Source organism: uncultured Pluralibacter sp. (assembly GCF_913775985.1).
Classification (GTDB): Bacteria; Pseudomonadota; Gammaproteobacteria; order Enterobacterales; family Enterobacteriaceae; genus Pluralibacter.
Window position 1 is genome coordinate 60,148 of the sequence record NZ_CAJYMB010000010.1, and the last position, 19,581, is coordinate 79,728.

Annotated in this window: 21 protein-coding genes and 1 pseudogene; 16 read left to right on the forward strand and 6 right to left on the reverse strand. The window is 58.4% G+C overall.

The window, feature by feature from the left end; all coding sequences use genetic code 11:
• Positions 1-7: 7 nt before the first annotated feature.
• From QZ766_RS00880 to QZ766_RS00905, 6 genes are all read right to left on the reverse strand, one after another.
• Complete coding sequence (locus QZ766_RS00880) at positions 8-151, reverse strand: hypothetical protein (RefSeq protein WP_297196269.1); 144 nt, start codon at positions 149-151, stop codon at positions 8-10.
• 33 nt (positions 152-184) lie between these two features.
• Positions 185-733 carry a DUF2815 family protein gene (locus tag QZ766_RS00885; protein WP_297196271.1) on the reverse strand — a complete coding sequence of 183 codons (549 nt, stop codon included), beginning with the start codon at positions 731-733 and terminating at the stop codon, positions 185-187.
• 16 nt (positions 734-749) lie between these two features.
• A complete protein-coding gene (locus QZ766_RS00890) occupies positions 750-2,051 on the reverse strand; it encodes a DUF2800 domain-containing protein (RefSeq protein WP_297196273.1) in 1,302 nt (433 codons plus the stop codon).
• Between the two features lie 3 nt (positions 2,052-2,054).
• Positions 2,055-2,948: a hypothetical protein gene (locus tag QZ766_RS00895; protein WP_297196274.1), complete on the reverse strand. Its 894-nt coding sequence runs from the start codon at positions 2,946-2,948 to the stop codon at positions 2,055-2,057.
• Between the two features lie 238 nt (positions 2,949-3,186).
• On the reverse strand, positions 3,187-3,381 hold the full coding sequence (locus QZ766_RS00900; RefSeq protein ID WP_297196276.1) for a hypothetical protein: 195 nt from the start codon (positions 3,379-3,381) through the stop codon (positions 3,187-3,189).
• A gap of 361 nt (positions 3,382-3,742) precedes the next feature.
• Positions 3,743-4,420 carry a S24 family peptidase gene (locus tag QZ766_RS00905; protein WP_297196278.1) on the reverse strand — a complete coding sequence of 226 codons (678 nt, stop codon included), beginning with the start codon at positions 4,418-4,420 and terminating at the stop codon, positions 3,743-3,745.
• A 131-nt stretch (positions 4,421-4,551) separates the two neighbouring features.
• On the opposite strand from QZ766_RS00905, the gene QZ766_RS00910 reads away from it, so the two are divergent.
• The 16 genes and pseudogenes from QZ766_RS00910 (at position 4,552) to QZ766_RS00985 (ending at position 19,579) form a co-directional block, all read left to right on the forward strand.
• Positions 4,552-4,752 (forward strand): helix-turn-helix transcriptional regulator, encoded by a 201-nt coding sequence (locus tag QZ766_RS00910; RefSeq protein ID WP_297196280.1) that lies wholly within the window; start codon positions 4,552-4,554, stop codon positions 4,750-4,752.
• A gap of 3 nt (positions 4,753-4,755) precedes the next feature.
• Positions 4,756-6,924: a VapE domain-containing protein gene (locus QZ766_RS00915; RefSeq protein ID WP_297196282.1), complete on the forward strand. Its 2,169-nt coding sequence runs from the start codon at positions 4,756-4,758 to the stop codon at positions 6,922-6,924.
• A gap of 310 nt (positions 6,925-7,234) precedes the next feature.
• Complete coding sequence (locus QZ766_RS00920) at positions 7,235-7,510, forward strand: hypothetical protein (protein WP_048275932.1); 276 nt, start codon at positions 7,235-7,237, stop codon at positions 7,508-7,510.
• 277 nt (positions 7,511-7,787) lie between these two features.
• The gene (locus tag QZ766_RS00925) at positions 7,788-8,174 is read left to right on the forward strand and encodes a hypothetical protein (protein ID WP_297196284.1); all 387 of its coding nucleotides are present in this window, start codon (positions 7,788-7,790) and stop codon (positions 8,172-8,174) included.
• A 10-nt stretch (positions 8,175-8,184) separates the two neighbouring features.
• A complete protein-coding gene (locus QZ766_RS00930; protein WP_048286560.1) occupies positions 8,185-8,409 on the forward strand; it encodes a hypothetical protein in 225 nt (74 codons plus the stop codon).
• A 3-nt stretch (positions 8,410-8,412) separates the two neighbouring features.
• Positions 8,413-10,035: a portal protein gene (locus QZ766_RS00935; RefSeq protein ID WP_297196288.1), complete on the forward strand. Its 1,623-nt coding sequence runs from the start codon at positions 8,413-8,415 to the stop codon at positions 10,033-10,035.
• Positions 10,035-10,271 carry a hypothetical protein gene (locus QZ766_RS00940; protein WP_048286558.1) on the forward strand — a complete coding sequence of 79 codons (237 nt, stop codon included), beginning with the start codon at positions 10,035-10,037 and terminating at the stop codon, positions 10,269-10,271. Before QZ766_RS00935 ends, QZ766_RS00940 begins: the two co-directional genes overlap by 1 nt.
• On the forward strand, positions 10,258-11,109 hold the full coding sequence (locus QZ766_RS00945) for a hypothetical protein (protein WP_297196290.1): 852 nt from the start codon (positions 10,258-10,260) through the stop codon (positions 11,107-11,109). Before QZ766_RS00940 ends, QZ766_RS00945 begins: the two co-directional genes overlap by 14 nt.
• Before the next feature lie 33 nt (positions 11,110-11,142).
• Positions 11,143-11,442 (forward strand): annotated as a pseudogene (locus tag QZ766_RS00950) (Gp49 family protein); the annotation flags it as partial.
• A gap of 371 nt (positions 11,443-11,813) precedes the next feature.
• Positions 11,814-12,725 carry a phage capsid protein gene (locus QZ766_RS00955; protein ID WP_297196294.1) on the forward strand — a complete coding sequence of 304 codons (912 nt, stop codon included), beginning with the start codon at positions 11,814-11,816 and terminating at the stop codon, positions 12,723-12,725.
• A 55-nt stretch (positions 12,726-12,780) separates the two neighbouring features.
• The gene (locus tag QZ766_RS00960) at positions 12,781-13,344 is read left to right on the forward strand and encodes a hypothetical protein (RefSeq protein WP_297196296.1); all 564 of its coding nucleotides are present in this window, start codon (positions 12,781-12,783) and stop codon (positions 13,342-13,344) included.
• Entirely contained in the window at positions 13,344-15,350 is a 2,007-nt protein-coding gene (locus QZ766_RS00965) for a hypothetical protein (RefSeq protein ID WP_297196298.1), read from the forward strand. Before QZ766_RS00960 ends, QZ766_RS00965 begins: the two co-directional genes overlap by 1 nt.
• Before the next feature lies 1 nt (position 15,351).
• A complete protein-coding gene (locus QZ766_RS00970; protein ID WP_297196300.1) occupies positions 15,352-15,801 on the forward strand; it encodes a GNAT family N-acetyltransferase in 450 nt (149 codons plus the stop codon).
• Between the two features lie 2 nt (positions 15,802-15,803).
• Positions 15,804-16,292, forward strand: a complete 489-nt coding sequence (locus QZ766_RS00975) for a hypothetical protein (protein ID WP_297196302.1) — start codon at positions 15,804-15,806, stop codon at positions 16,290-16,292.
• Positions 16,293-16,385: 93 nt separating this feature from the next.
• Positions 16,386-18,254: a hypothetical protein gene (locus QZ766_RS00980; protein WP_297196304.1), complete on the forward strand. Its 1,869-nt coding sequence runs from the start codon at positions 16,386-16,388 to the stop codon at positions 18,252-18,254.
• Positions 18,251-19,579, forward strand: a complete 1,329-nt coding sequence (locus tag QZ766_RS00985) for a hypothetical protein (RefSeq protein WP_297196305.1) — start codon at positions 18,251-18,253, stop codon at positions 19,577-19,579. The genes QZ766_RS00980 and QZ766_RS00985 overlap by 4 nt, the downstream gene beginning before the upstream one ends.
• Positions 19,580-19,581: the final 2 nt, after the last annotated feature.

Consider the following 19,581-nt stretch of genomic DNA (forward strand, 5'->3'; position numbering starts at 1 on the left):
ATGTGGATTAGTTTTCGCCGCCGAGGGCTTCGTAAAGGGTTTCGGCTTCTGCTTCTGTTAAGCTGGCGCTCTGAAGGAAATCGGTCCAGTACTCCCCGATAAAATTTCGTAACGCGATTGCCTGGTCTTCAGTTAGCGTGTAGTTGTCCATATTTAGTCCTTGGTGAGTCAGAGGCGAGAAGGGTTAAACCAGGTCTTCGGCGTCGGCGCCTTCGCTGATATCGTCGAAGTCGTCCGGTGCTGCCACACCGCCGCCAGCGAATGCGTCACCGTCGCGCAGGAACTGGACGCCGCTTAGCGATGCGTTGAGGCGCTTACCAAAGTTGTTATCCTGCGCCCAGATATCGACTACGGCGTTAACGAAGCAACCGGCATACGGGCGGCCGTCGGCCTGAATCAGGGCGGTGCGGTCGCGGTCGATAACAGTAGGGCGGGCTTTGTTCGCCGCATTCAGGAAGAAATTACCCGGGAAACCCTCATATTCGGCTTTCTCGTCGCCGTCGTGCAGGCAGAGGTTGAGCTTTTTCTCCAGCTGGCCGTAGATGGTTTCCCACTTCTCGCCCCATTTCTCTTTCGCCACCTGTTTAAGCGCCTTGCGGACTTCATCGAGCTGCGGGTGTTTCGGGTCCATCAGGAAGACCGCCGAGAAGCGCGGATCGCCTTCGCCGTTTACGGTTTTAGCTTCGAACAGAGCAGGGAAGGCAAGGCGAACATTGTTTAATTTAAATTTCATGGTGTTGTTCCTTAAATCAAATGAGGTCGTCGGCGAGCGCGTCATCGGACACGTCGTCAAAATCGTTAACGGGGTTGAGGGTGAGCGCTTCGCGCGGATCGGATTCGGGGGCCACGGTCGGTTTTCCAGCAGCGCGGGTAATCAGCGCTTCGACTTTCGTCCAGCGGCGGGGACTGGCTTTTTTGATCAGCTTTTCGGCAGCGGTCGGGCTGATCAGCTTGAGATCGAAAACTTCCTCCGTTTTATAGCGGAACTGGTCTTTCAGCAGCGCGCGGGCGGCGTCTTCATCGCTCCAGGCACGATTACCTTTTTTACCGGTTACCAGTTTGAATCCGGGTATCGTGTGGCCCGCACTCAACTCGCTGCTGACCCGAGCACGAATGGCCTTTAGCCAGGATTCGAGAAAATCCGCTTGTCCGTAGATTTCAGCCAGTTGCTCGTTGGTGAGCATCGGTACACGAGCTATGGCGCTGGTGACCAGCTCACCGATTGGTGCTGTCAGGTCGTCGAAATCACCGGCGACGGTCTGCATATGGAACTGTTCGCGCGCGGTACAAATGGCGCTGGCTTTACAGAACCGGCATTGCTTCTCGCCGGGCGTGAAGTTCTCCAGCGGCAGAGTATTCACGCCTTCGCATTCCGCGATGTTGAAAATCACGATCACGTTTGCCGCTGCTTCCTGCGCCCGCTCGCCGAATGCCTCAAGCTCTTCCACTGACAGCGCCCACTCTGAAACGTGGTTAAGCCGCGGTTGGTGGATAAACAGGCGGACGCTGTCGAAGTCATACAGTAGGTTGAACTGCTCCAGCGCGCCGAGCGCATACAGCTGCAGCTGCTCGTTCTGCTCGGCATCAACCTTCACCCCGCGGCCATATTTGAGGTCGTGGATCTGCAGCTCGGTTCCGGCGATGATTACTGCGTCGGCGGTACCGAATGAGTCTTCGACGCCGACGATATGAGAAAAATCGACGCGCTGCTCGACCATCAGTTCGTTGCCCTCGGCCAGTGACCAGACCGTATCGACGTAGCGCCCGACGGCCTCGACCATTTCGTCATTAACCTTCGGGCCTTTTTCATCGCCTGGCTCCTGACTTAGCGGGTATGAATCGAGAAACATAGCCACATTGCATCCGGCGTAATGCTCCGGGTGAGACAGGCGATTGCGGAGCACCTTTTCCGCCAGGGCGTGCGCTGCGGTTCCCTCTTCGGCGAATGCAGAGCTTTCATCCGGCTGGGTAGCCTCCATCGCCAGGCTGCCGGCGCAGCGCATCCAGCGGTGTGCGGAGGATGGCGATAAACGTGCATGAACGTCCGGCATAAATCAGCCCTCCAGCGCTTTTTCGGCCTGAGCGATCAGCTCGGCAAGATTCTCGTCCGACACTTCGCCGAGCTTTTTGGCGCCGAAACTGCCCAGGATGCCTACGGCCTCGGCCCGGTAGCCGCCTTTTGCCAGCTGCAGGATCAGCCCTTCTGCCTGTTTGCGTAGCACTGAGTAATCAGGTGTGTCGCTCGCGTCAGGCAGCGTAGCGTCGGCGGCGCTAAACTTCTCCTGCAGCTGCAGGTACTCGACCTTATTAATCTCGACGTGGCCCTTTTTGAGCATTTCGTCCAGCTTGCGAACCGTGTGCAGCTCGCTGGCCGCCGAACCATCGTGATTCCTGATATAGAACGGCCCCTTGCGCTCCTGTACGTTATCGCCGCTACCGGATTTTTTCGGCTTCACGCTTTCGCGTCCGGCAGCCGGTGCGTCAAGCAGTCGCTCGGCAAAATCCCTGCGTTCGGCAATTGTCGGCAGATCGTCCCAGAAGCGCAGCAGGTGGCGGGACAGGTCCATCAACGCGGGCTTGTTCAGATGCTCCGCGCGCTGTACGCCGCGCAGCGCCATTTCCAGTGCGTCGATCTGCAGCACGCGGGCGTCGCCCTCGGCGTCGCGGTAGGCGATGGCCTGCCGGAACATTTCATCGGTGTATATCACCGGCCGGGGGTTGAAGCAGGCGAGCGCGATAACGTCGCTGAATTCCAGCGTTTCAAGATCGAGGAGCTTCGGCTCTTCGCTCGCACTGGCTTTTACCTTTTCACGATATTCCTGCACCTGAGCAGCGGCCGCGGGCTGCACTGCGGCGCCGGTAGTCAGCGCTTCGATAAGGCGTTCGATCAGCGCGTTGTGCTGCGTCAGCAGCTTGTTATTAAGTTCAAGACTGGTTTCTAAGCTCATATTACTGTCCTCGCTACAAGGAGAATGAAAGAGACAATCGCAATGACGGAGACCGCCAGAACGAAACGGGAGAGTGGGTCAATCCTGCGCCAGCGGAGCACGTCGCGCCCCGTTAGCCGGTGAAAGTGTTCAGGTTTCATTGGTCGTGCTCCTTTTCGTGTCGGGGAACGCACTGCGCTGAATGCGTTTTCGGACATAAAAAGGCCCGCCAGGGAAGCGGGCAAAGACTACACAACGGTTACAGGGGATTAAGAGTGGGGCGAATGGTGTATCCGTAGCCGAGATAGCCGTATTGCTCCTGATACGAACTTGCTCGTAGCCGCGCTGAGTTTTCACCTTTGACGGTGTCGACAACGTAGTCCGTAGCGTCGGGGCCGTTCTCAACTACATCAAACGCCGGTAACGCTTTCGGCGTAAGATCGTAAGTATCCATCGCGTTCACCTTTTTCAGTGGATTAGTAAAAGGCCCGAAGCCTTTGATTAATTCACTGCACGCCCCATCATCGGGGCGTTTCAAACTGCGTGACTTGTCAGCTCGTCGCAGCGGGTTCCTCTACGCGTACCGTACGCATACGGACTCTGCGCTTACCTCGATCCCATCGGGTGCTATTTCGTTTTGCCAGGAGCGCAGCGGCTTGCCTGTCACGCGGTTCAGCTTTTTAAAGAGCAAAATTCGAAATCGGTCGATTAATTCATAAGTGAATTTAATAGCGCTCAATGGGTTTGTCAATTCAAAAGTGAATTTATGCGTGTAAAAATTTACCGCCTTTTGAATAGGCGGTATCTAGAAGGGATTAGTATTCTACTCGGAGGGAAGGTTTGGCGATGCCGGCGACGTAATGAATGTTTTGAATCTCGGCCAGCGAGAAGCGGATCGGAAGATGTTCTTCGTTCACTGACATCACCATAACTTCGCCGTCTCGTTCGTATAGAAAGGTTTTTACCATTACACGTTCGTCTTTAGTTACCACAAGAACTTCGTCGCCCGGAAGGTATTGGTAACTAGGTTCTATAACAACATATTCACCGTCTTTGATGCGAGGCTTCATCGAATCGCCTGTGCATCGTAGCGCGTAAGCATTCGGATCGCGGGTGGGCCAACTTATAAAGCCATCGCCATGACCTACTGGGTACTGAAGGTTTGACCAATGTCCGCCGTTGCCTAATTGCGCGCCACCAACGATGGGAACCTCTGTGAAGTGCACTGCTGCAGCGTTCACTGGATTATCAGTTTCGTTGTCGGGTTCCTTCGATAAGTTCTTTTCCATCAAATCTTGTACACTTACTTTAAAGAAATCAGCTATTTGCTTTAAAGGGGCGTACTTGGGTTCCTTGACTTCTCCCGACACTAAACGATGCATTGTCGGTTGGGATATACGGATTTGCCTGGCAAGGTCGGTAACGTGACTTATCCCGCGTTTAGCCATCAGGAAGTTAATGTTAGCGATCAGTTTTTCAGTCGAGAAGCCCATAGCGGTACCTTTAGGTTAGTTTATTCAGGGCTGAATATTCTATATTGAATATTCTACACTGGTATTGAATTCATAACTGAATTACTATTAGATTCAGTTTCGAATTTTTATAACCAGCGAGGATGCAGCGTATGAGAACGTTGACCCCACAAGAAATCATTGTCGCGCTTAACGAATGTGGGCTTACCCAGACTGATATCAAAGAGCGTACGGGGATTAGCCAGGCTTCATTAAGCCGTATCTACTCCGGCAGGAATGGCGATCCGCGCCTGTCAGTTGTGCGGGCGCTGGAAAGTCTTTACCAGGAAGTAACTGATACAAATAAGGCGTAACCCATGCCAGATAATAAAACCTGGGGGGCGACGCCTGACGAGTGGTTCCACTTCGATCTGGTGCTGGGCCGCATGGACCAGCTGCTGCCGGTCGTGTGCAACCCGGCGGCGGACATTTCCCCCGACAGTAAGCTGAAGGCGCTGGGCAAGACCCCCAGCCGCTACAATCGTGACCGCCTGGTCACCGGTATCGCGCAGTGGACCTCGCACGTTGTGTCCGAGCAGGACCTCGCGCGCTGGTCGAAGGAGCCTGATTATGGGGTCTGCGTGCGCACCGGCGGAGGCTGGCTGGCGCTGGACTGCGACAGCGAGGACGCTGGCGTGCAGCAGACTATCCGCGACCTGCTCAAGCAGCTGCTGGGCGAGCTGCCCCCGCGCCGCTGGCGTGCCAACAGCAACAAGTGCCTGTACCTGCTGGGTGTCGCGGGCGATTACCGCAAGCGCATTCACCGCCTGGAAGGCGATCTCGGTATCATTGAGCTGCTGGCGGACGGGCAGCAGTTTGTCGCCTGCGGCACGCACGGCAGCGGCGCCCGCATTGAGTGGGACGGCGGCCTGCCGGATGAACCGCCGGTGCTGACCGCAGACCAGCTCGAAGCACTCTGGCAGGGGCTGGCCGATGCGCTGCCGGTGGCCGTCACCACCGAAGCGGGCAGCAGCAAGATGCGCGACCGGTCAACGTTCACGCCTGGCGCCACTGATGAAACGGCCGACTACCTGGACGCCAACGGATGGACGCTGCTCGACGGCGCCAACGGCGAGCGGTACATCCGCTGCCCGTTCGAGGACGGGCACAGTACCGGCGGCGATCCGACCAGTACCGTGTATTTTCCGGCGGGCACGGCCGGATTTGACCTCGGCCACTTCAAATGCCTGCATGCCAGCTGCGCGCACCGCGACGACGGCGACTTCCTGAATGCCATCGGCATCCGCGACGACGATTTCGAGGACCTGACCAGCACCGGCGTGGCCGAACCCGCGCCGCTGCCGGCGTTCGAGCGGGACAAGTGGGGGCGCATCGAATCCACCATCAACAACGCGCACCAGGCCGTCATGCGGCCCGACTTCACCGGCGTGGATATCCGCTTTGACCAGTTCCGCGACGAAATTATGTTCGCACCCGCCGGCTCTGGCCAGTGGCAGGCGTTCACCGACCCGGATTACGCCCGCCTGCGCATAACGATGGAGAAGCGAGGGTTTAAAGCGGTGGGCCGGGAGCTGATCCGCGACGTGGTGCTGCTGGCCGCCGATGAACAGCCGTTCGACTCGGCCACCACCTGGCTGAACGGGCTGGAGTGGGACGGCGTGCCGCGCATCCAGAACTTCTACCACACCCACTTCGGTACCGCCGACACGCCATACACCCGGGCGGTATCGATGTACATGTGGACGGCGCTGGCGGGCAGAGTGCTGGAGCCCGGCATTAAGGCGGACATGGTGCCGATCCTGGTCGGCCCGCAGGGCTGCGGCAAGTCCTCTGGCGTTGAAGCGCTCAGCCCCGACCCCGCTTTCTTCACCGAGATATCCTTCGCTGAGAAAGACGACGATCTCGCACGCAAGATGCGCGGCCGCCTGGTGGCGGAGATAGGCGAGCTGCGCGGCCTCAATACCAAAGAGCTGGAGTCCATCAAGGCGTTCGTGACGCGCACGCATGAAAACTGGATCCCCAAATATCGGGAGTTCGCCACTCAGTTCCCGCGCCGCCTGGTGTTTATCGGCACTACCAACGAAGACGAGTTCCTGGCCGACAAGACCGGTAACCGCCGGTGGCTGCCCGTCGAGGTATCACGCGTCAATGTGCAGGCCATTAAGCGCGACCTGCTGCTGCTGTGGGCGGAAGCCCGCGAGACGTTTAAGCAGCTCGGCGGCGTCCAGTTCCGCGACGCTGAACGGCTCGGCGCGAGCGTCCATGAGCAGTACACCATTAAGGACGCGTGGCTCGAAACGGTCGAGAAATGGCTCGACACGCCTGACCTGATGACGAACGACATTCCTCGAAATTGCGAATTTTTACGCGCCAGCGACGTGTTGCGTGATGCGATTGGCTTAAATCCCAGCCATATCGGAAAGCGCGAAGAAATGCGAATTAGCAATGTTTTGCAAAACTGCGGCTATAAGCGCGTTCAGCGTCGTGTTGACGGCAAGATGACTAAAGCATGGGTGGCGGAGTAGCCACCTGTAGCCGCCTATTTGCGGTAGGTGGCTACGTTTTAAGTAATTGATTTTAAATTGATGTAACCACTGAAGCCACTGAAGCCACCTTTTTACTAGAAACCCCATATATATATATAAGTCGGTTGGGGAAAGGTTAAGAAGGTGGTGGCTTCGGTGGTTGCAGGTGGCTACAGGCCAAACATGTAATTTATTGCAGGTAGCGATATGCAATCACTAATAGCTTTCCACCACGGCGATACGGCGGCGCCAGGAGCACTACAAAACCGCTCTCTATGCTCGCGCGTGCGCGCGTTTTGCGAGGTGGCCTATGCCTGTCGTCGCAACGTTTAAGACCGACTGGTTCAGGGTAATCAGCGACATCACCAGAACGGGGATCCCGCTGCAGGAAATCGCCCGCGAGCTGGACGTGTCGAAGTCTGCTATCATCGGCTGGAAGCAGGGTGCTGCGCCGAACCACCACACGGGCGAGGCGCTGATCGACTTCTGGTGTTACGTGACGCAGCGGCCGCGCTCCGAACTGCCGGCGCAGGTCACATCACGGCGGTTCGTTTACGCCTGGCGGGCAAAGCGCCTGCCATCATGAAAACATGCAAAAACAGGGCGTTCATCGGTTAAAAGCGCTATGCAAAAACCGCCCTGTTTTATGCACGATTTATGCAGTCAATTTTCACACTTCCCCGCCAGTAAACCGCAACAAATAACCCCTTCACGCCAAACTTGTAACGAGTGCCGATCGCGTGGTGCGCGTAACGGTCATTATGTTAAATAGGGCCCTTTTTTAACAAAAATTCATTTGGTCAGGATCCCGACCGCCGGCCCTGCGCACACTACAGGCTCCATGATTCACAGGAGCCACCACAATGGCACGACCAAAGAAAACCGTCGAAGTACCAGGCCAGGAGTCAGCGCCGCAGACAGAGGGCGCCACAGTCGGTCAGCAGCAGGTTATCACTGTCGATAAACCGCAGCCGAGCGAAGAAGCGCTGCAGCTGGAAGCCCGCAACACGCTGCTGGCGACAATCAACGAACAGGGCGCTGCCATCATCGGCCGCTTTGAAGCGCTGGGCTTTACTGATCTGGCCGACCAGCGGCTTACCGACAATCTCGAATTCCTCCAGCTCGTCAAAAAAGCCACCACGGCAGCACCCGCAGCGCCGCACGGCTATGTGACGAACGAAGAGGGCAAGAAGCAATCCGCCGCCGGTAAGCCCGTTCTGACAGAGCACGGCTGGCACGTACCAGGCTAAGGAGCATCGCATGTGTGGAGGTGGAGCACCCAAGGTCGTACAGACCGACCCGCAGGCCGAGGCAGACGCCGCGGCAGACGCAGCCGCCAAAGCGGCAAACGCAGACGCGGCAGCGCGGAAGAAGCGCAAGAAAGGCTCGTCCCTGCTGGCGAGCGGCGCAGAAGGCGCTGACGATTCCGGCAGCTCGCTGCTGTCTACCGGCGCCCAGGCGCAGAAAAACACGTTAGGGGCGTGATTGATGGATAACGTGGCCGCAAAGCTGATTAAGCGCCTGGACACGCTTAAAGCCAGCAGGCAGCAGCACGAAAGCGTCTGGCGGGAGTGTTACGACTACACCTATCCGCTGCGCGGCGCGGGATTCTCTGAGGAAGTGCTCGATGCACAGAGTGCCAAGCATAAGGTGGCGAAGCTGCTCGATGGCACGGCCACGGATAGCGCCCGCATGCTGGCGTCTGCGCTAATGTCAGGCATGACGCCCGCTAACGCGCAGTGGCTGAATCTGGACAGCGAGTCGCTGCCGGACGATGCGAAAGCCTGGTTATCCGAGTGCGCAACGTTGGTGTGGGAGAACATCCACGCCGCGAATTTCGACGCCGAAGGCTACGAGGCCAATCTCGACGTGGTGTGCGCCGGCTGGTTCGCGCTGTACATCGACGAGGACCGGGAAGAGGGCGGCTACACGTTCCAGCAGTGGCCGCTGTCCCAAGTGTTCGTCACTTCCACCCGCCGCGACGGCATCGTGGACACGGTATACCGCCGCTACCAGCTGACCGCCGAGCAGGCCGTGAAGGAGTTCGGCAAGGACAAGGTGAGCACCAAAATTATCGACGCAGCGAAGAACAAGCCCGACGACAAGTTTGATTTTCTGCACGCAATATTCCCCCGCGACAACTACGTCGCTAACGCACGTCTGGCGCGCAACATGCGCTTTGCCTCGTTCAACGTCGATATCAGCAACAGGCAGGTGGTTCGCGAGTCTGGCTATCACGAGTTCCCCTGCTGCGTGCCGCGCTGGATGAAGATTCCGGGCGGCGCTTATGGTATCGGCCCGGTGTATGACGCGCTGCCGGACTGCAAGGAGCTGAACGAAACCAAGCGGATGGAGAAGGCCGCGCAGGACCTGGCAATCGCCGGGATGTGGATTGCGGAGGACGACGGCGTGCTTAACCCCCGCACGGTCAAGGTCGGCCCGCGCCGCATCATCGTGGCGAACAGCACCGACAGCATGAAGCCGCTACTCACCGGCGCCGACTTCAACGTCGCGTTCACGGCAGAAGAGCGACTGCAGGCCGCAATCCGCAAAATCATGATGGCCGACCAGCTGCAGCCCCAGGACGGCCCGGCCATGACCGCTACCGAAGTGCACGTGCGCGTTGCGCTCATTCGCCAGCTGCTCGGCCCGGTCTATGGCCGGTTCCAGGCTGAATACCTGCAGCCGCTGGTGCAGCGCTGTTTCGGTATCGCCCTGCGCGCCGGCGTATTTAGCTCGCCACCGGAGAGCCTGCATAACGCTAATTTCAACGTGCGCTACATCTCGCCGCTGGCCCGCGCGCAGCAGCTGGAGGACGTAACGGCAATCGAGCGCCTGGGGGCGAACGTCGCAAACATGGCAGCAATCAGCCAGGACGTTGTTGACCTTGTGGACACCGATGAAGCCACGCGCGTTGTGGCCGACGCCCTGGGCGTACCGGCGAAGGTAATTCGCAGTGCGGACGCAGTGGCAGACCTGCGACAGCAGCGCCAGCAGGCGCAACAGCAGCAGGCAGAGCAGGCGCTGATGATGCAGGCCGGCAGTGAGGCGGCAACCACAGCAGGCCAGCAGGTAGGCGCTGCTGTAGGTCAACGGGTAGCGGGGGGCTGATGGCGCTCAACAAACAGGTATCGCCCGCAGACTATAAGCGGGTTTTCGAAGAAATGGCGGGCGGCCCGCAGGTGCTCGACGAGCTGACCCGCAGGTTTGGCCGGGCGGCATATGTCCCAGGCGGCGCCGAGGGCGACCGCGAAACGTGTTACCGGGCCGGGCAGCGTTCCGTGCTCGATTTCATTCTGATGCAGATCAACAGAGCAGACGGAGTAAACGACGATGTGGAAGATTAAGCACTTATTCATGAACGCCGAGCAGGGCGCCGAGGCGCCGGCAGGCAATGCGGGAGGTGGTGATGCTGCTGGCAATGATGGTGGTACTCAGAATGCGAATGCTGGTACTCCTGCTGGCGGATCGCTGCTCAGCACCGGCGCAGATGGTCAGGGCCAGGGCGAGGGCGGATGGTTACCTGAAAAATATCGCGTTATGGGCGCGGATGGAAAAGTCGATATCGCAGGCTCTGCCCGCAAACTGGCGGATGCTCACACGTCGCTGGAGAAACGCCTGGGCAGCGTCGGCACGCCGCCGAAAACTGCTGATGACTACACCCCGGATGTGAAGGCCGAGGGGTTCAGCTGGGACGAATTTAAAGCGGCGCCGGAAACGCAGAGCTTTTTGAAGGCAGCACACGCTAAGGGCATCACTAACGACCAGATGTCGTTCATCCTGGGCGAATACGTTGCAAACGCACAGCAGGCGGTAAACGGGGCGGCGGCCCTGGATGCAGAGTCCGCCACAGCATCGCTTCGTGAAACGTGGAAGACCGACGCCGAGTTTAAACAAAACATCGGCCTGGCGTACCGCGCGTTCAGCTCCCTGGCGGGGCCGGGTGACGATATTGACGCGATCGGCAACAACCCGATGGTGATCCGTATGCTGGCGAAAGTCGGGGCTGAAATGCAGGAGGACGCGCCGGCGGGTGGCGATATTAACCTGGCGGAGCAGCAGTCCATTCGCGACCTGATGAAGTCGCCAGCGTACATGGACCCGAAACATGCGGACCATGAGCGCGTTTCTGCTCAGGTAAAGGCGTACTACCAGAAAACCTACGGCGACCAGACGGTCGCGTGACATGTCACGACAACTCAACCAGAGGAAAGACCAGTGAGCGACAAAGATATCGAACAGCAAATACAGGCTAAAGGTTTAACCGCTCCGCGCGTAACGCTCGGTGACTTTAAGGCAAATATCGAAAAAACAGAGATCGTTAAACACGTTTCCGTTTCAGGTCAGGTACTCCGCTGGGCAGTTCTGACCACGAAAAACGGTTTTGCTGTTACCGGCAGACCCTCATGCTCAGCTTCTTCAGAAAATGATGACGCTGAAATTGGTGAGCGGATTGCCATCGAAAACGCAGAAAACGAGCTATGGCCGCTTATGGGGTACGCCCTGAAGCAGCGCCTGCATGACTCTAGCGGTCATACTGAAGAGGAAAATTTTGAACACTTCCTTGCTTATTCTGGTTTCCACAATGAAAGTGCTGACGTGATCGAGAAGTTGCGAAAAGCATATTACGATGGCGGCTACGCGCTTCAGTGGAAATCTGAATAACGCCGCGCCCCAAATTCCTCCCTGCATAAAGCCAGCCTAACCCGCTGGCTTTTTCATTTGGTCGGGATTCCGACCGCATACCTGCCTGAAAATCCTCCCACAACCAGCCCGGCGGGGACGCCGGATACCTGATCTCTCCCTCAGTGCGTCAGCGCCAATCGCACTGTGATAACAGGGCCGGGAAACCGATACCCCGCAGGCGATAATATTTTGGAGTGATTGTCATGCCTTTTGATGCAAATAAAAACATGATCACCGCGGCGTTTGTCACGCAGTTTCATGACTCGTTCGAAATCGCGTCTCAGCAGAAGGATTCCCGCCTGCAGAGCGCCGTTCACGACCGTGGCCGCATCACCGGTGCGTCGTTCACGATTAACGACATGGGCACCATCGAGATGAACCAAATCACTGAGCGATTTGGCAATACGGTGTGGGACTTGCCGGAGGCCGGTACGCGCAATGCGCTTATGGCCGATTATGGCGTTTTCGTACCCGTCGAGAAACGCGACCTGCGTAAATTGATTGCGGACCCGCAGGGACCGTATCTGCAGCTCACGCTTTCCGCTGCCAACCGCAAAAAAGACGATGTGATTTATCGTGGCCTGCTCGACCCGGTTATGCGCAAAACGTCCAATACCGGCGCGTTCGCTGCGGTCGCACTGCCCGCAGCGCAGAAAATTGTTGCCGGCGGAACCGGTATGACCAAAGCCAAGCTGATCGCTGCTAAGGCGATGTTCCGCCGCAACGAGTGCGACGAGCAGAACGGCGAAGAGCTGTTCATCACCTACAACGCCGACATGCTGACGCAGATCCTCAGCGATACCACGCTGACCTCTGCCGACTTCATGGCCGTGAAGATGCTGCAGGAAGGCGCGGTAAGCGGCAACTGGCTCGGCTTCAAATGGCTGGCTTACGAGAAGCTGGACTCTGTGACCGATGGCGATCCGGAAGTGACTACCAAGACCGCTGCCGCGTGGTGTAAATCGGCTGTGCATTTCGGTACCGGCGAGGAATACAACGTCGATATCGGGCCGCGCCGCGATAAGAACAACACCACTCAGATCTCTGTCGATGCGTCCTACGGTGCGGGCCGTGCGAACGAGAAGAAAGTCGTCGCCATCGATTTTGTTGCATAAGCCGCTGGTGTTTGCCGGGGTTCGCCCCCGGCCTTTTTTCATCTGAGGTATTGCTATGGCATCCAGCGTATCAATCTGCTCTAACGCCCTCCTGGCGCTCGGCGCGCACCCCATAAACTCGTTTGACGAGGCCACCGAACACGCCCGGCTGTGCTCCAACCTGTACCCGACGCTGCGTAACGACCTGCTGCGCCTGCACCCCTGGAATTGTGCTGTTAAACGCGTGATTCTCTCCCCGTCCACCACGGCGCCCGCATTCGATTTTAGCTACTCGTTCCCACTCCCAGGCGACCTGATCCGCATCCTGTCCGTTGGTCGTGACTACGACGATATCCCGTACCGCATCGAAGGCAACCGCCTGCAGGCCAACCAGAACGTGATTTACCTGCGCTATATCTGGCGCAATGAGGACGAATCTTCCTGGGACGCCTCACTCGTTAACCTGGCCGAGTCGATGATGGCGGCCCGTCTGGCTTACGCCGTTACCGGTTCCGCAAGCCTGCGCGACAGTCTGAATCAGGAGGCTGAATACCGCCTGCGCCGTGCCAAGGCTATCGACGGCCAGGAAGACCCGCCGGAAGAGCTGGGCGGCTATCCGACCTATGAATCGAGGTTCTGATGCGCGCTAATCTGATTAAAACCAACTTCACCGCCGGCGAGATTTCCCCGCGGCTGATGGGGCGCGTGGACATTGCGCGTTATGCCAACGGCGCCAAAAAGATAGAAAACGGCGTGGTGGTGGTGCAGGGCGGGGTAATGCGCCGCTCGGGAACCCGCTTTGCCGCCGCTGCGAAATACGGCGATCGCCGCGCCCGTCTGATCCCCTACGTCTTCAACCGTTCGCAGGCCTATATGCTGGAATTCGGCGACGGCTACATGCGCATTTATCAGAACGGCCGACAGCTGGTTAACGGGAACGGCACGCCGTATGAAATCGCAAGTCCGTACACCGCCGCTATGCTGCCGTCTGTGAATTACGTACAGGGCGCCGACACCATGTTCCTGGTACACGAGTCAGTGAAGCCGCAGCGCCTTCAGCGCCGCGGGCAGCTCGACTGGGTTCTGGAGCCAGCTCCGTTCGAGGTAGAGCCATTCGACGAAATCCGCGACACGCCGCAGAAGTGGTGCAGGCCGTCAGTTAAGGAGTTTGTCGGATCGGAAATCACGTTGACGTTGAGCGACGCGGAGCCGGAGAAGAACGGGGACGACGAATACGAGGATAACCCACCGTTCTCTGGCGCTGGCTGGGTCGCTGCCGACGTTGGGTCTTACATTCGCATCAATGAGGGGCTGGTAAAAATTACCAGCGTCACCGATGCGCAAACGGCAAAGGGCGTTATCCGTACCGACCTGACAGCCACGCAGCCCGCATCGCCCGGGTCGTGGACACGTGAGGATACTGTCTGGACAGACGAATACGGGTATCCCGGTGCGGTGACGCTGTACCAGCAGCGCCTGGTCCTGGCCGGTTCGCCACGCTATCCGCAAACCGTCTGGTTCAGCGAAACGGGCGTATACCTGTCGTTCGAGCTGGGCACGGACGACGACGACGCTATGTCGTTTACCGTTTCATCTGACCAGCTCAACCCGATTGTGCACCTGGCACAGATGAACACGCTGATCGCCCTGACGTACGGCGGGGAGTTCACCATTACCGCCAGCAACGATGCAGCGATCACCCCGACCAACATATCGGTTAAAAACCCGAGCCCCTACGGCTGCAACAGCATCCGCCCGGTGCGCGTCGGTACCGAAATCATGTTTATCCAGCGCGCCAGCCTCAAGCTGTATGCCGTGGCCTACGATCCGGACAGCTACGTCGCGTATTCCGCAAATGACCTGACCGTCCTGTCAGAACACATTACCCGCGGCGGCGTGATAGACATGGCCTACCAGCAGCAGCCGGATGCATTCGCCTGGCTGGTACGGGCCGACGGCGTTCTGGTGACGATGGCGATCGACCGGGCGCAGGACGTCATTGCATGGTCCCGCCAGGTGACCGACGGCGCGTATGAGTCGGTGGCCTGCATCCCGTCGGATTCTAACGATGTGGTTTACGCTCTGGTGCGCCGGGAGGTGAACGGACAGACAGTGCGCTACGTTGAGGTGTTCGACAGCGCTCTGAACACTGATGCGGCGGTAACTGGCAGCAGTGATGCGGGAACGGCCACCTGGGGCGGGCTGGCGCACCTGGAGGGCCGCACGGTGGACGTGGTGGCCGATGGCTCAGTGATGCCGCAGGCGACAGTCTCCGGCGGCCAGATAAAGCTGACGCGCAAGGCGAAGCGGGTAGAAATCGGCCTGCACTACGAAACCACTATCGAGACGCTGACGCCAGAAGTGCCTACCTCCGAGGGCACCACGCAGAACTCCCGCAAACGAACCAGCGAAGTCACGATGCGCTTTCTGGAGACAACCGGCGCGGAGTGCAACGGGCAAATCATCCCGTTCCGCACCTTTGGCCCTAAAATCCTCAACCAGCCCGCGCCGCTGTTCACCGGCGACCACAACATGGGAAAACTCGGCTGGGAGCGCGGCGAGGATACGCTCGTAATCCAGCAGCGCCAGCCGCTTCCTTTCCACCTGCTCGCAATTATTTTCACCTTCACCAGTAACGGGGGCTGACATGGTACGTGATGCAACCGCCGGGGACATCCCGGCGCTTATCGAGTTGGGCACCAGGATGTATCTGGAGTCCCGCTATTCGCAAAATTCACCCTTTGATGCGGACAAATGCGCGGAGCTGGCCCGCAGCCTGATCGACGCGGCGGCCGGCTGTGTCCTGGTGGAAGAGCGCGACGGTCAGGTTATCGGCTGGCTGGCAGGCGGTATCGCCGAGCAGTTTTTCTCTCGCCAGCTGATGGCCTTCGAATACGGGCTGTTTGTTGCGCCAGAGCATCGCGGCGGCAGCGCGGGCCCGCGCCTGGCTAAAGCGTTTGTTGCCTGGGCGACGACGCACGGTGCTGCGCTGATCAATATGGGGATCACTACCGGCGTGCACGCAGAGCGCACCGGCCAGCTGTATTCCCGCCTCGGCCTGCAGCAGTCTGGCCTGCTTTACTCGATGGAGGTTTAACGATGTGTACAGGTATTGAAGTGGCGCTGGTCGCGTCATCGGTTCTGGCCGCCGGTGGTGCGGTGGCCGCCGGGCAGCAGCAAAAGAAGATGGCGAATTATCAGGCCAATCAGGCAGAGGCAGACGCGGAGGCATCCCGCGCCGCGGCGAAGGTCGAGGCAGAGCGCATTCGAAAGGCCGGCCGTGAGCAGGCCTCCCAGGCCAACGCCGCGCTGGCGGGATCCGGTGTAGAGACTGGCGCGGGTACGGCGCTGCGCATTACCTCAGACATCACCGGAGATGCGGAACAGGATGCGTATTTAACGACAGTTAACGGTATTAACACGGCAAATCGATATCAGGCGCAGGCGCAGGCCGACAGAATCGGCGGACGAAATGCAGCCAATGCCGGATACATCAGCGCTGGTAGCTCTCTGCTTTCGGCTGGCGGAAAGGCGTATAGCGGTTGGAAAACGGCGAAAGAAGGTAAATACGGGCTTTTTGCGGAGTAACCAGGAATGAGGATCCCGACAGGTAATTTTGGTAATGCCACACCCCAGGTTCAACCAACGCGGGTTGACGTCCCTAACGCCGGTGCGGTGGGAATGGCGGTAAAAGGTTTGGCTGATGACGTTAGTCAGCAGGCAGATGCAGTTATACGGGCAAGGGCGGGAGAGGAGCTGCTCGACTACCAAATAAAAATTAAGGACATAAATGAGAATATCCGTCAGGGAGTGGATGACGGCACGATTAAGGCCGATCAGATAGACGGAATTTATAAAACAGCGGTTTCTAAGCTCCAGAAGCCGGCATTCGGGGGGCTGGATCTGGCGGGTGCCGAGGTCGCTCAGCGCGGGATTAAGCGCTATGAAGCGGCTGGCATGTCCGCCGCCCAAGGGCTTTACCGCACCGCGTTGAAAATTGAGGCAAAAGACCAGGTAGACAGCCAGCTGGACCAGCTGGGAAAGCTGACGAACTATCCTGATGCTGACGTTGAAAAAATCAACGGCATGTCGTCGGCTCTGGATACGCAGGGTAGGCTTGCCTACGGCGCCCAGTGGGGGAAGATCAAACAGAGCTGGGTAGATAAAAACTGGTTCAACAAGGCCCAGCAGCAGCTCATGTCCTCACGGAATGATGGAGCGGCGCTGTCCGCTTTCAATAATGACCTGACCAGCGATAAGGGATTCTACGTTGACAAGCTGGATCCGGATAAGCGTAACGCGCTGCTGAATCAGGCTATGGGCTATCAGTCACGCATCGAGGCGCGGGCGATAGCCGCACAGAATCACGCCGACATGCTGGCGCTTCGGAGAGAAAATGCAGCCGTGCACGCCAGCAGCACAATGCAGATGCGGATCGCCAACGGTGAAATCCCCACGGACCAGGACTGGAACAACTACCTGACATCTGTATCAGGAACCAGTCAGGACGGAAGCGCGCCCGTTCTTCGGTCTGCGCTTGTGGAGACGCAGCGCTTATACAGCCTACCGCCGGAGAAAGCGCAGGAAGAGGTAGATAACCTCAACCTGTCGCTTAAGAAAAACGGCGGTAGCGAAGTTCAGTACAAAGTGCTGAATGCGGTTCAGAGCAATATCGACCACCGCCGCGCGCAGCTGCAGAAAAATCCGCAGGCAGTGTTCGCTATGGATTCCGGAACAGCACTTGAGCCACTCTCTCCAGAGTCTGCGCTGCAACAACCCGGAGTGTGGGGCGCGGGTCTGGCGCAGCGGCAGGACAATGCGGACGCGATATCGCAAAAATACGGCGCCACTGCGGGAAAAAACCTGCTCACCACCGAAGAACTCAACAACACCAAAGACGCCTACGAGAAGATGTCTTCTGACCAGCGTATCCAATTCTGGAGAAACACGCAGGCCAGTAGCACCCCAGCTATCGCTAACCGACTCGCCCGGGAAATAGGCGGGGATTCGTTGCAGGTTTCAGCGGTCGCTAATCTGGCAAATAACCCTGCGGGGTATAAAACCGCGCTTGCCGTTGAAAAGGGCTCTCGGCTTCTCAATCCTGTTGATGGCGCGCCTAAGGTACGGCTCCCTGCCAGTTTTGATCAGGATGTGGCTAAAAATATTAAAACAGGGTACCCGATGCTGAGCCCGGAGCAGGTACAGCGCTTAGTGCCGGTCGTGAGGGATTATCACGTCGGGAGCGGTGCGTCACCGGATGTCACTCCCGGGCAGGAAACGCTGCGGGCGGTGATCGGTACCCCGGTTAATATATTTGGCAGCGTGGCTATTGCCCCGGCTGGCGGGAATGAAAATACTTTTATCGATGCGTTAAAAACAGGGGTCAATCGTCTTGGGGCGGATACCCAGTCAGTGAAGAATGGCCTTAATCAGGGGGTTTACGGATTTGTCTCTGACTCTGACGGAAACCAGGTACTGATTAACGCAGCCACGCAGCGACGTGTAGTCGGCAATGACGGGCGTCCGATCGTGATTGAGGTAAATAAATGACCCTGCTATTTAATCCAGAGCTTGAAAAGGCGCTTAACGAGAACGGTTCTGAAAGCGTCAAAAGCGTTGATGCCGGATTCTTTCAGGGCATCGGGCAGGGCGTCAGCTCTGGCCTGGCAAATGCGAAAACGTCCCTGCAGCGCATCGGCCTGACTACCCTGGGCGAAGGCCAGATGAAAGCCTCCGCTGCTCAGATGCTGGCGGGTGCCGAGCTAACCGGTAGCGAGAGCGTCAGCCAGGCAGCACAGGAATCCCTGACTACGCCAGCGCCGGATGAAAGCCAGTTACCGCAGTACAAGAGCTTCGATAGCGAGCAGGTCGGCACGGTGGGTACCATTCTGGGAGGACTGGCACAGCAAACGCCATCCCTCGCGCTGATGGTAGTGAACCCGGTGGCGGGTGTCTCAGTGGCAGGGGCGCAGGGATACACTGAGGCTCACGCTGAAGGCGCGAAGCTGGGACTGAAGGGTAAAGACCTTGAGGACTACTCAGCGGTGGGCGGTGCCACTATGGCGATAGGTGCGGCAATCCCTGGCTTCACCGGTGTAGGAAAAGGTGCCGTTCTGTACGGATCCCGATTCCTGGCCGGTGGGGCGGTGAACAGCGTAACGGGCGAGATAGACCGCTGGGGGCGTGCAGATATTCTGGAGAGCGCAGGGTTTACCGAACAGGCCCGGCAGATGCGCCAGGCTGACGCCGCCAGCCGCGTAACCGAGTTCGTGTTGGGCGGGGCCTTTGGGCTGCTGGGCGGTGGGCACCGGACCGATACCGGCAGCCCGCGAGGAGCCGAACCGGGAGTAACCAGCGTTCACGAAGACGCGGCCACGGCGCATATTCTTCATGACAACTATGTCACGGAGTCGGCCCCGGGGCTTGCTACTGATGCGCCCAGCGAGTCTGGGCACGTGTCCGCGATGGATTCGGCTATCGACTCGCTCAACAGCGGCAGGGGCGTAGATGTTGCCGATCACATGACCGGCGACCGGGCGTTTATCGTCAACGGTAACCTTGACGAGGGGAATCTCGCGCGCCAGCTGCTGGCGGGGGACGCGCCACAAAAGATTGATGCGGTAGTCCAGGCAGCGGATCGTCAGGCGGTACCTGAGCGGGTGAGCAGTCTCCCCACCGGTGTTTTGAGTGAAGCGACCGACCAGCCCTTCCAGCTGCTGCGTGAGCAGATGAATGCGGTAGCGGAAAACCACCCCGAGCTACGCGACCTCGTTTCGCAGCACATTGACAGTTTTGAGGCCGAGCACACCACTGCCCGCCGCACCGCCGAGCTTTACGACGTTGCGGCGGCCTGCGCCCTTAAATTCGGATCCTGATT

Bases quoted from the DNA above. Each gene is read 5' to 3' on its own strand.
- QZ766_RS00970 (WP_297196300.1), top strand. From the start codon at position 15,352: ATGGTACGTGATGCAACCGCCGGGGACATCCCGGCGCTTATCGAGTTG.
- QZ766_RS00965 (WP_297196298.1), top strand. From the start codon at position 13,344: ATGCGCGCTAATCTGATTAAAACCAACTTCACCGCCGGCGAGATTTCC.
- QZ766_RS00940 (WP_048286558.1), top strand. From the start codon at position 10,035: ATGGCGCTCAACAAACAGGTATCGCCCGCAGACTATAAGCGGGTTTTC.
- QZ766_RS00975 (WP_297196302.1), top strand. From the start codon at position 15,804: ATGTGTACAGGTATTGAAGTGGCGCTGGTCGCGTCATCGGTTCTGGCC.
- QZ766_RS00915 (WP_297196282.1), top strand. From the start codon at position 4,756: ATGCCAGATAATAAAACCTGGGGGGCGACGCCTGACGAGTGGTTCCAC.
- QZ766_RS00905 (WP_297196278.1), bottom strand. From the start codon at position 4,420: ATGGGCTTCTCGACTGAAAAACTGATCGCTAACATTAACTTCCTGATG.
- QZ766_RS00930 (WP_048286560.1), top strand. From the start codon at position 8,185: ATGTGTGGAGGTGGAGCACCCAAGGTCGTACAGACCGACCCGCAGGCC.
- QZ766_RS00960 (WP_297196296.1), top strand. From the start codon at position 12,781: ATGGCATCCAGCGTATCAATCTGCTCTAACGCCCTCCTGGCGCTCGGC.
- QZ766_RS00935 (WP_297196288.1), top strand. From the start codon at position 8,413: ATGGATAACGTGGCCGCAAAGCTGATTAAGCGCCTGGACACGCTTAAA.
- QZ766_RS00890 (WP_297196273.1), bottom strand. From the start codon at position 2,051: ATGCCGGACGTTCATGCACGTTTATCGCCATCCTCCGCACACCGCTGG.
- QZ766_RS00955 (WP_297196294.1), top strand. From the start codon at position 11,814: ATGCCTTTTGATGCAAATAAAAACATGATCACCGCGGCGTTTGTCACG.
- QZ766_RS00920 (WP_048275932.1), top strand. From the start codon at position 7,235: ATGCCTGTCGTCGCAACGTTTAAGACCGACTGGTTCAGGGTAATCAGC.
- QZ766_RS00885 (WP_297196271.1), bottom strand. From the start codon at position 733: ATGAAATTTAAATTAAACAATGTTCGCCTTGCCTTCCCTGCTCTGTTC.
- QZ766_RS00925 (WP_297196284.1), top strand. From the start codon at position 7,788: ATGGCACGACCAAAGAAAACCGTCGAAGTACCAGGCCAGGAGTCAGCG.
- QZ766_RS00945 (WP_297196290.1), top strand. From the start codon at position 10,258: ATGTGGAAGATTAAGCACTTATTCATGAACGCCGAGCAGGGCGCCGAG.
- QZ766_RS00980 (WP_297196304.1), top strand. From the start codon at position 16,386: ATGGCGGTAAAAGGTTTGGCTGATGACGTTAGTCAGCAGGCAGATGCA.
- QZ766_RS00900 (WP_297196276.1), bottom strand. From the start codon at position 3,381: ATGGATACTTACGATCTTACGCCGAAAGCGTTACCGGCGTTTGATGTA.
- QZ766_RS00910 (WP_297196280.1), top strand. From the start codon at position 4,552: ATGAGAACGTTGACCCCACAAGAAATCATTGTCGCGCTTAACGAATGT.
- QZ766_RS00985 (WP_297196305.1), top strand. From the start codon at position 18,251: ATGACCCTGCTATTTAATCCAGAGCTTGAAAAGGCGCTTAACGAGAAC.
- QZ766_RS00880 (WP_297196269.1), bottom strand. From the start codon at position 151: ATGGACAACTACACGCTAACTGAAGACCAGGCAATCGCGTTACGAAAT.
- QZ766_RS00895 (WP_297196274.1), bottom strand. From the start codon at position 2,948: ATGAGCTTAGAAACCAGTCTTGAACTTAATAACAAGCTGCTGACGCAG.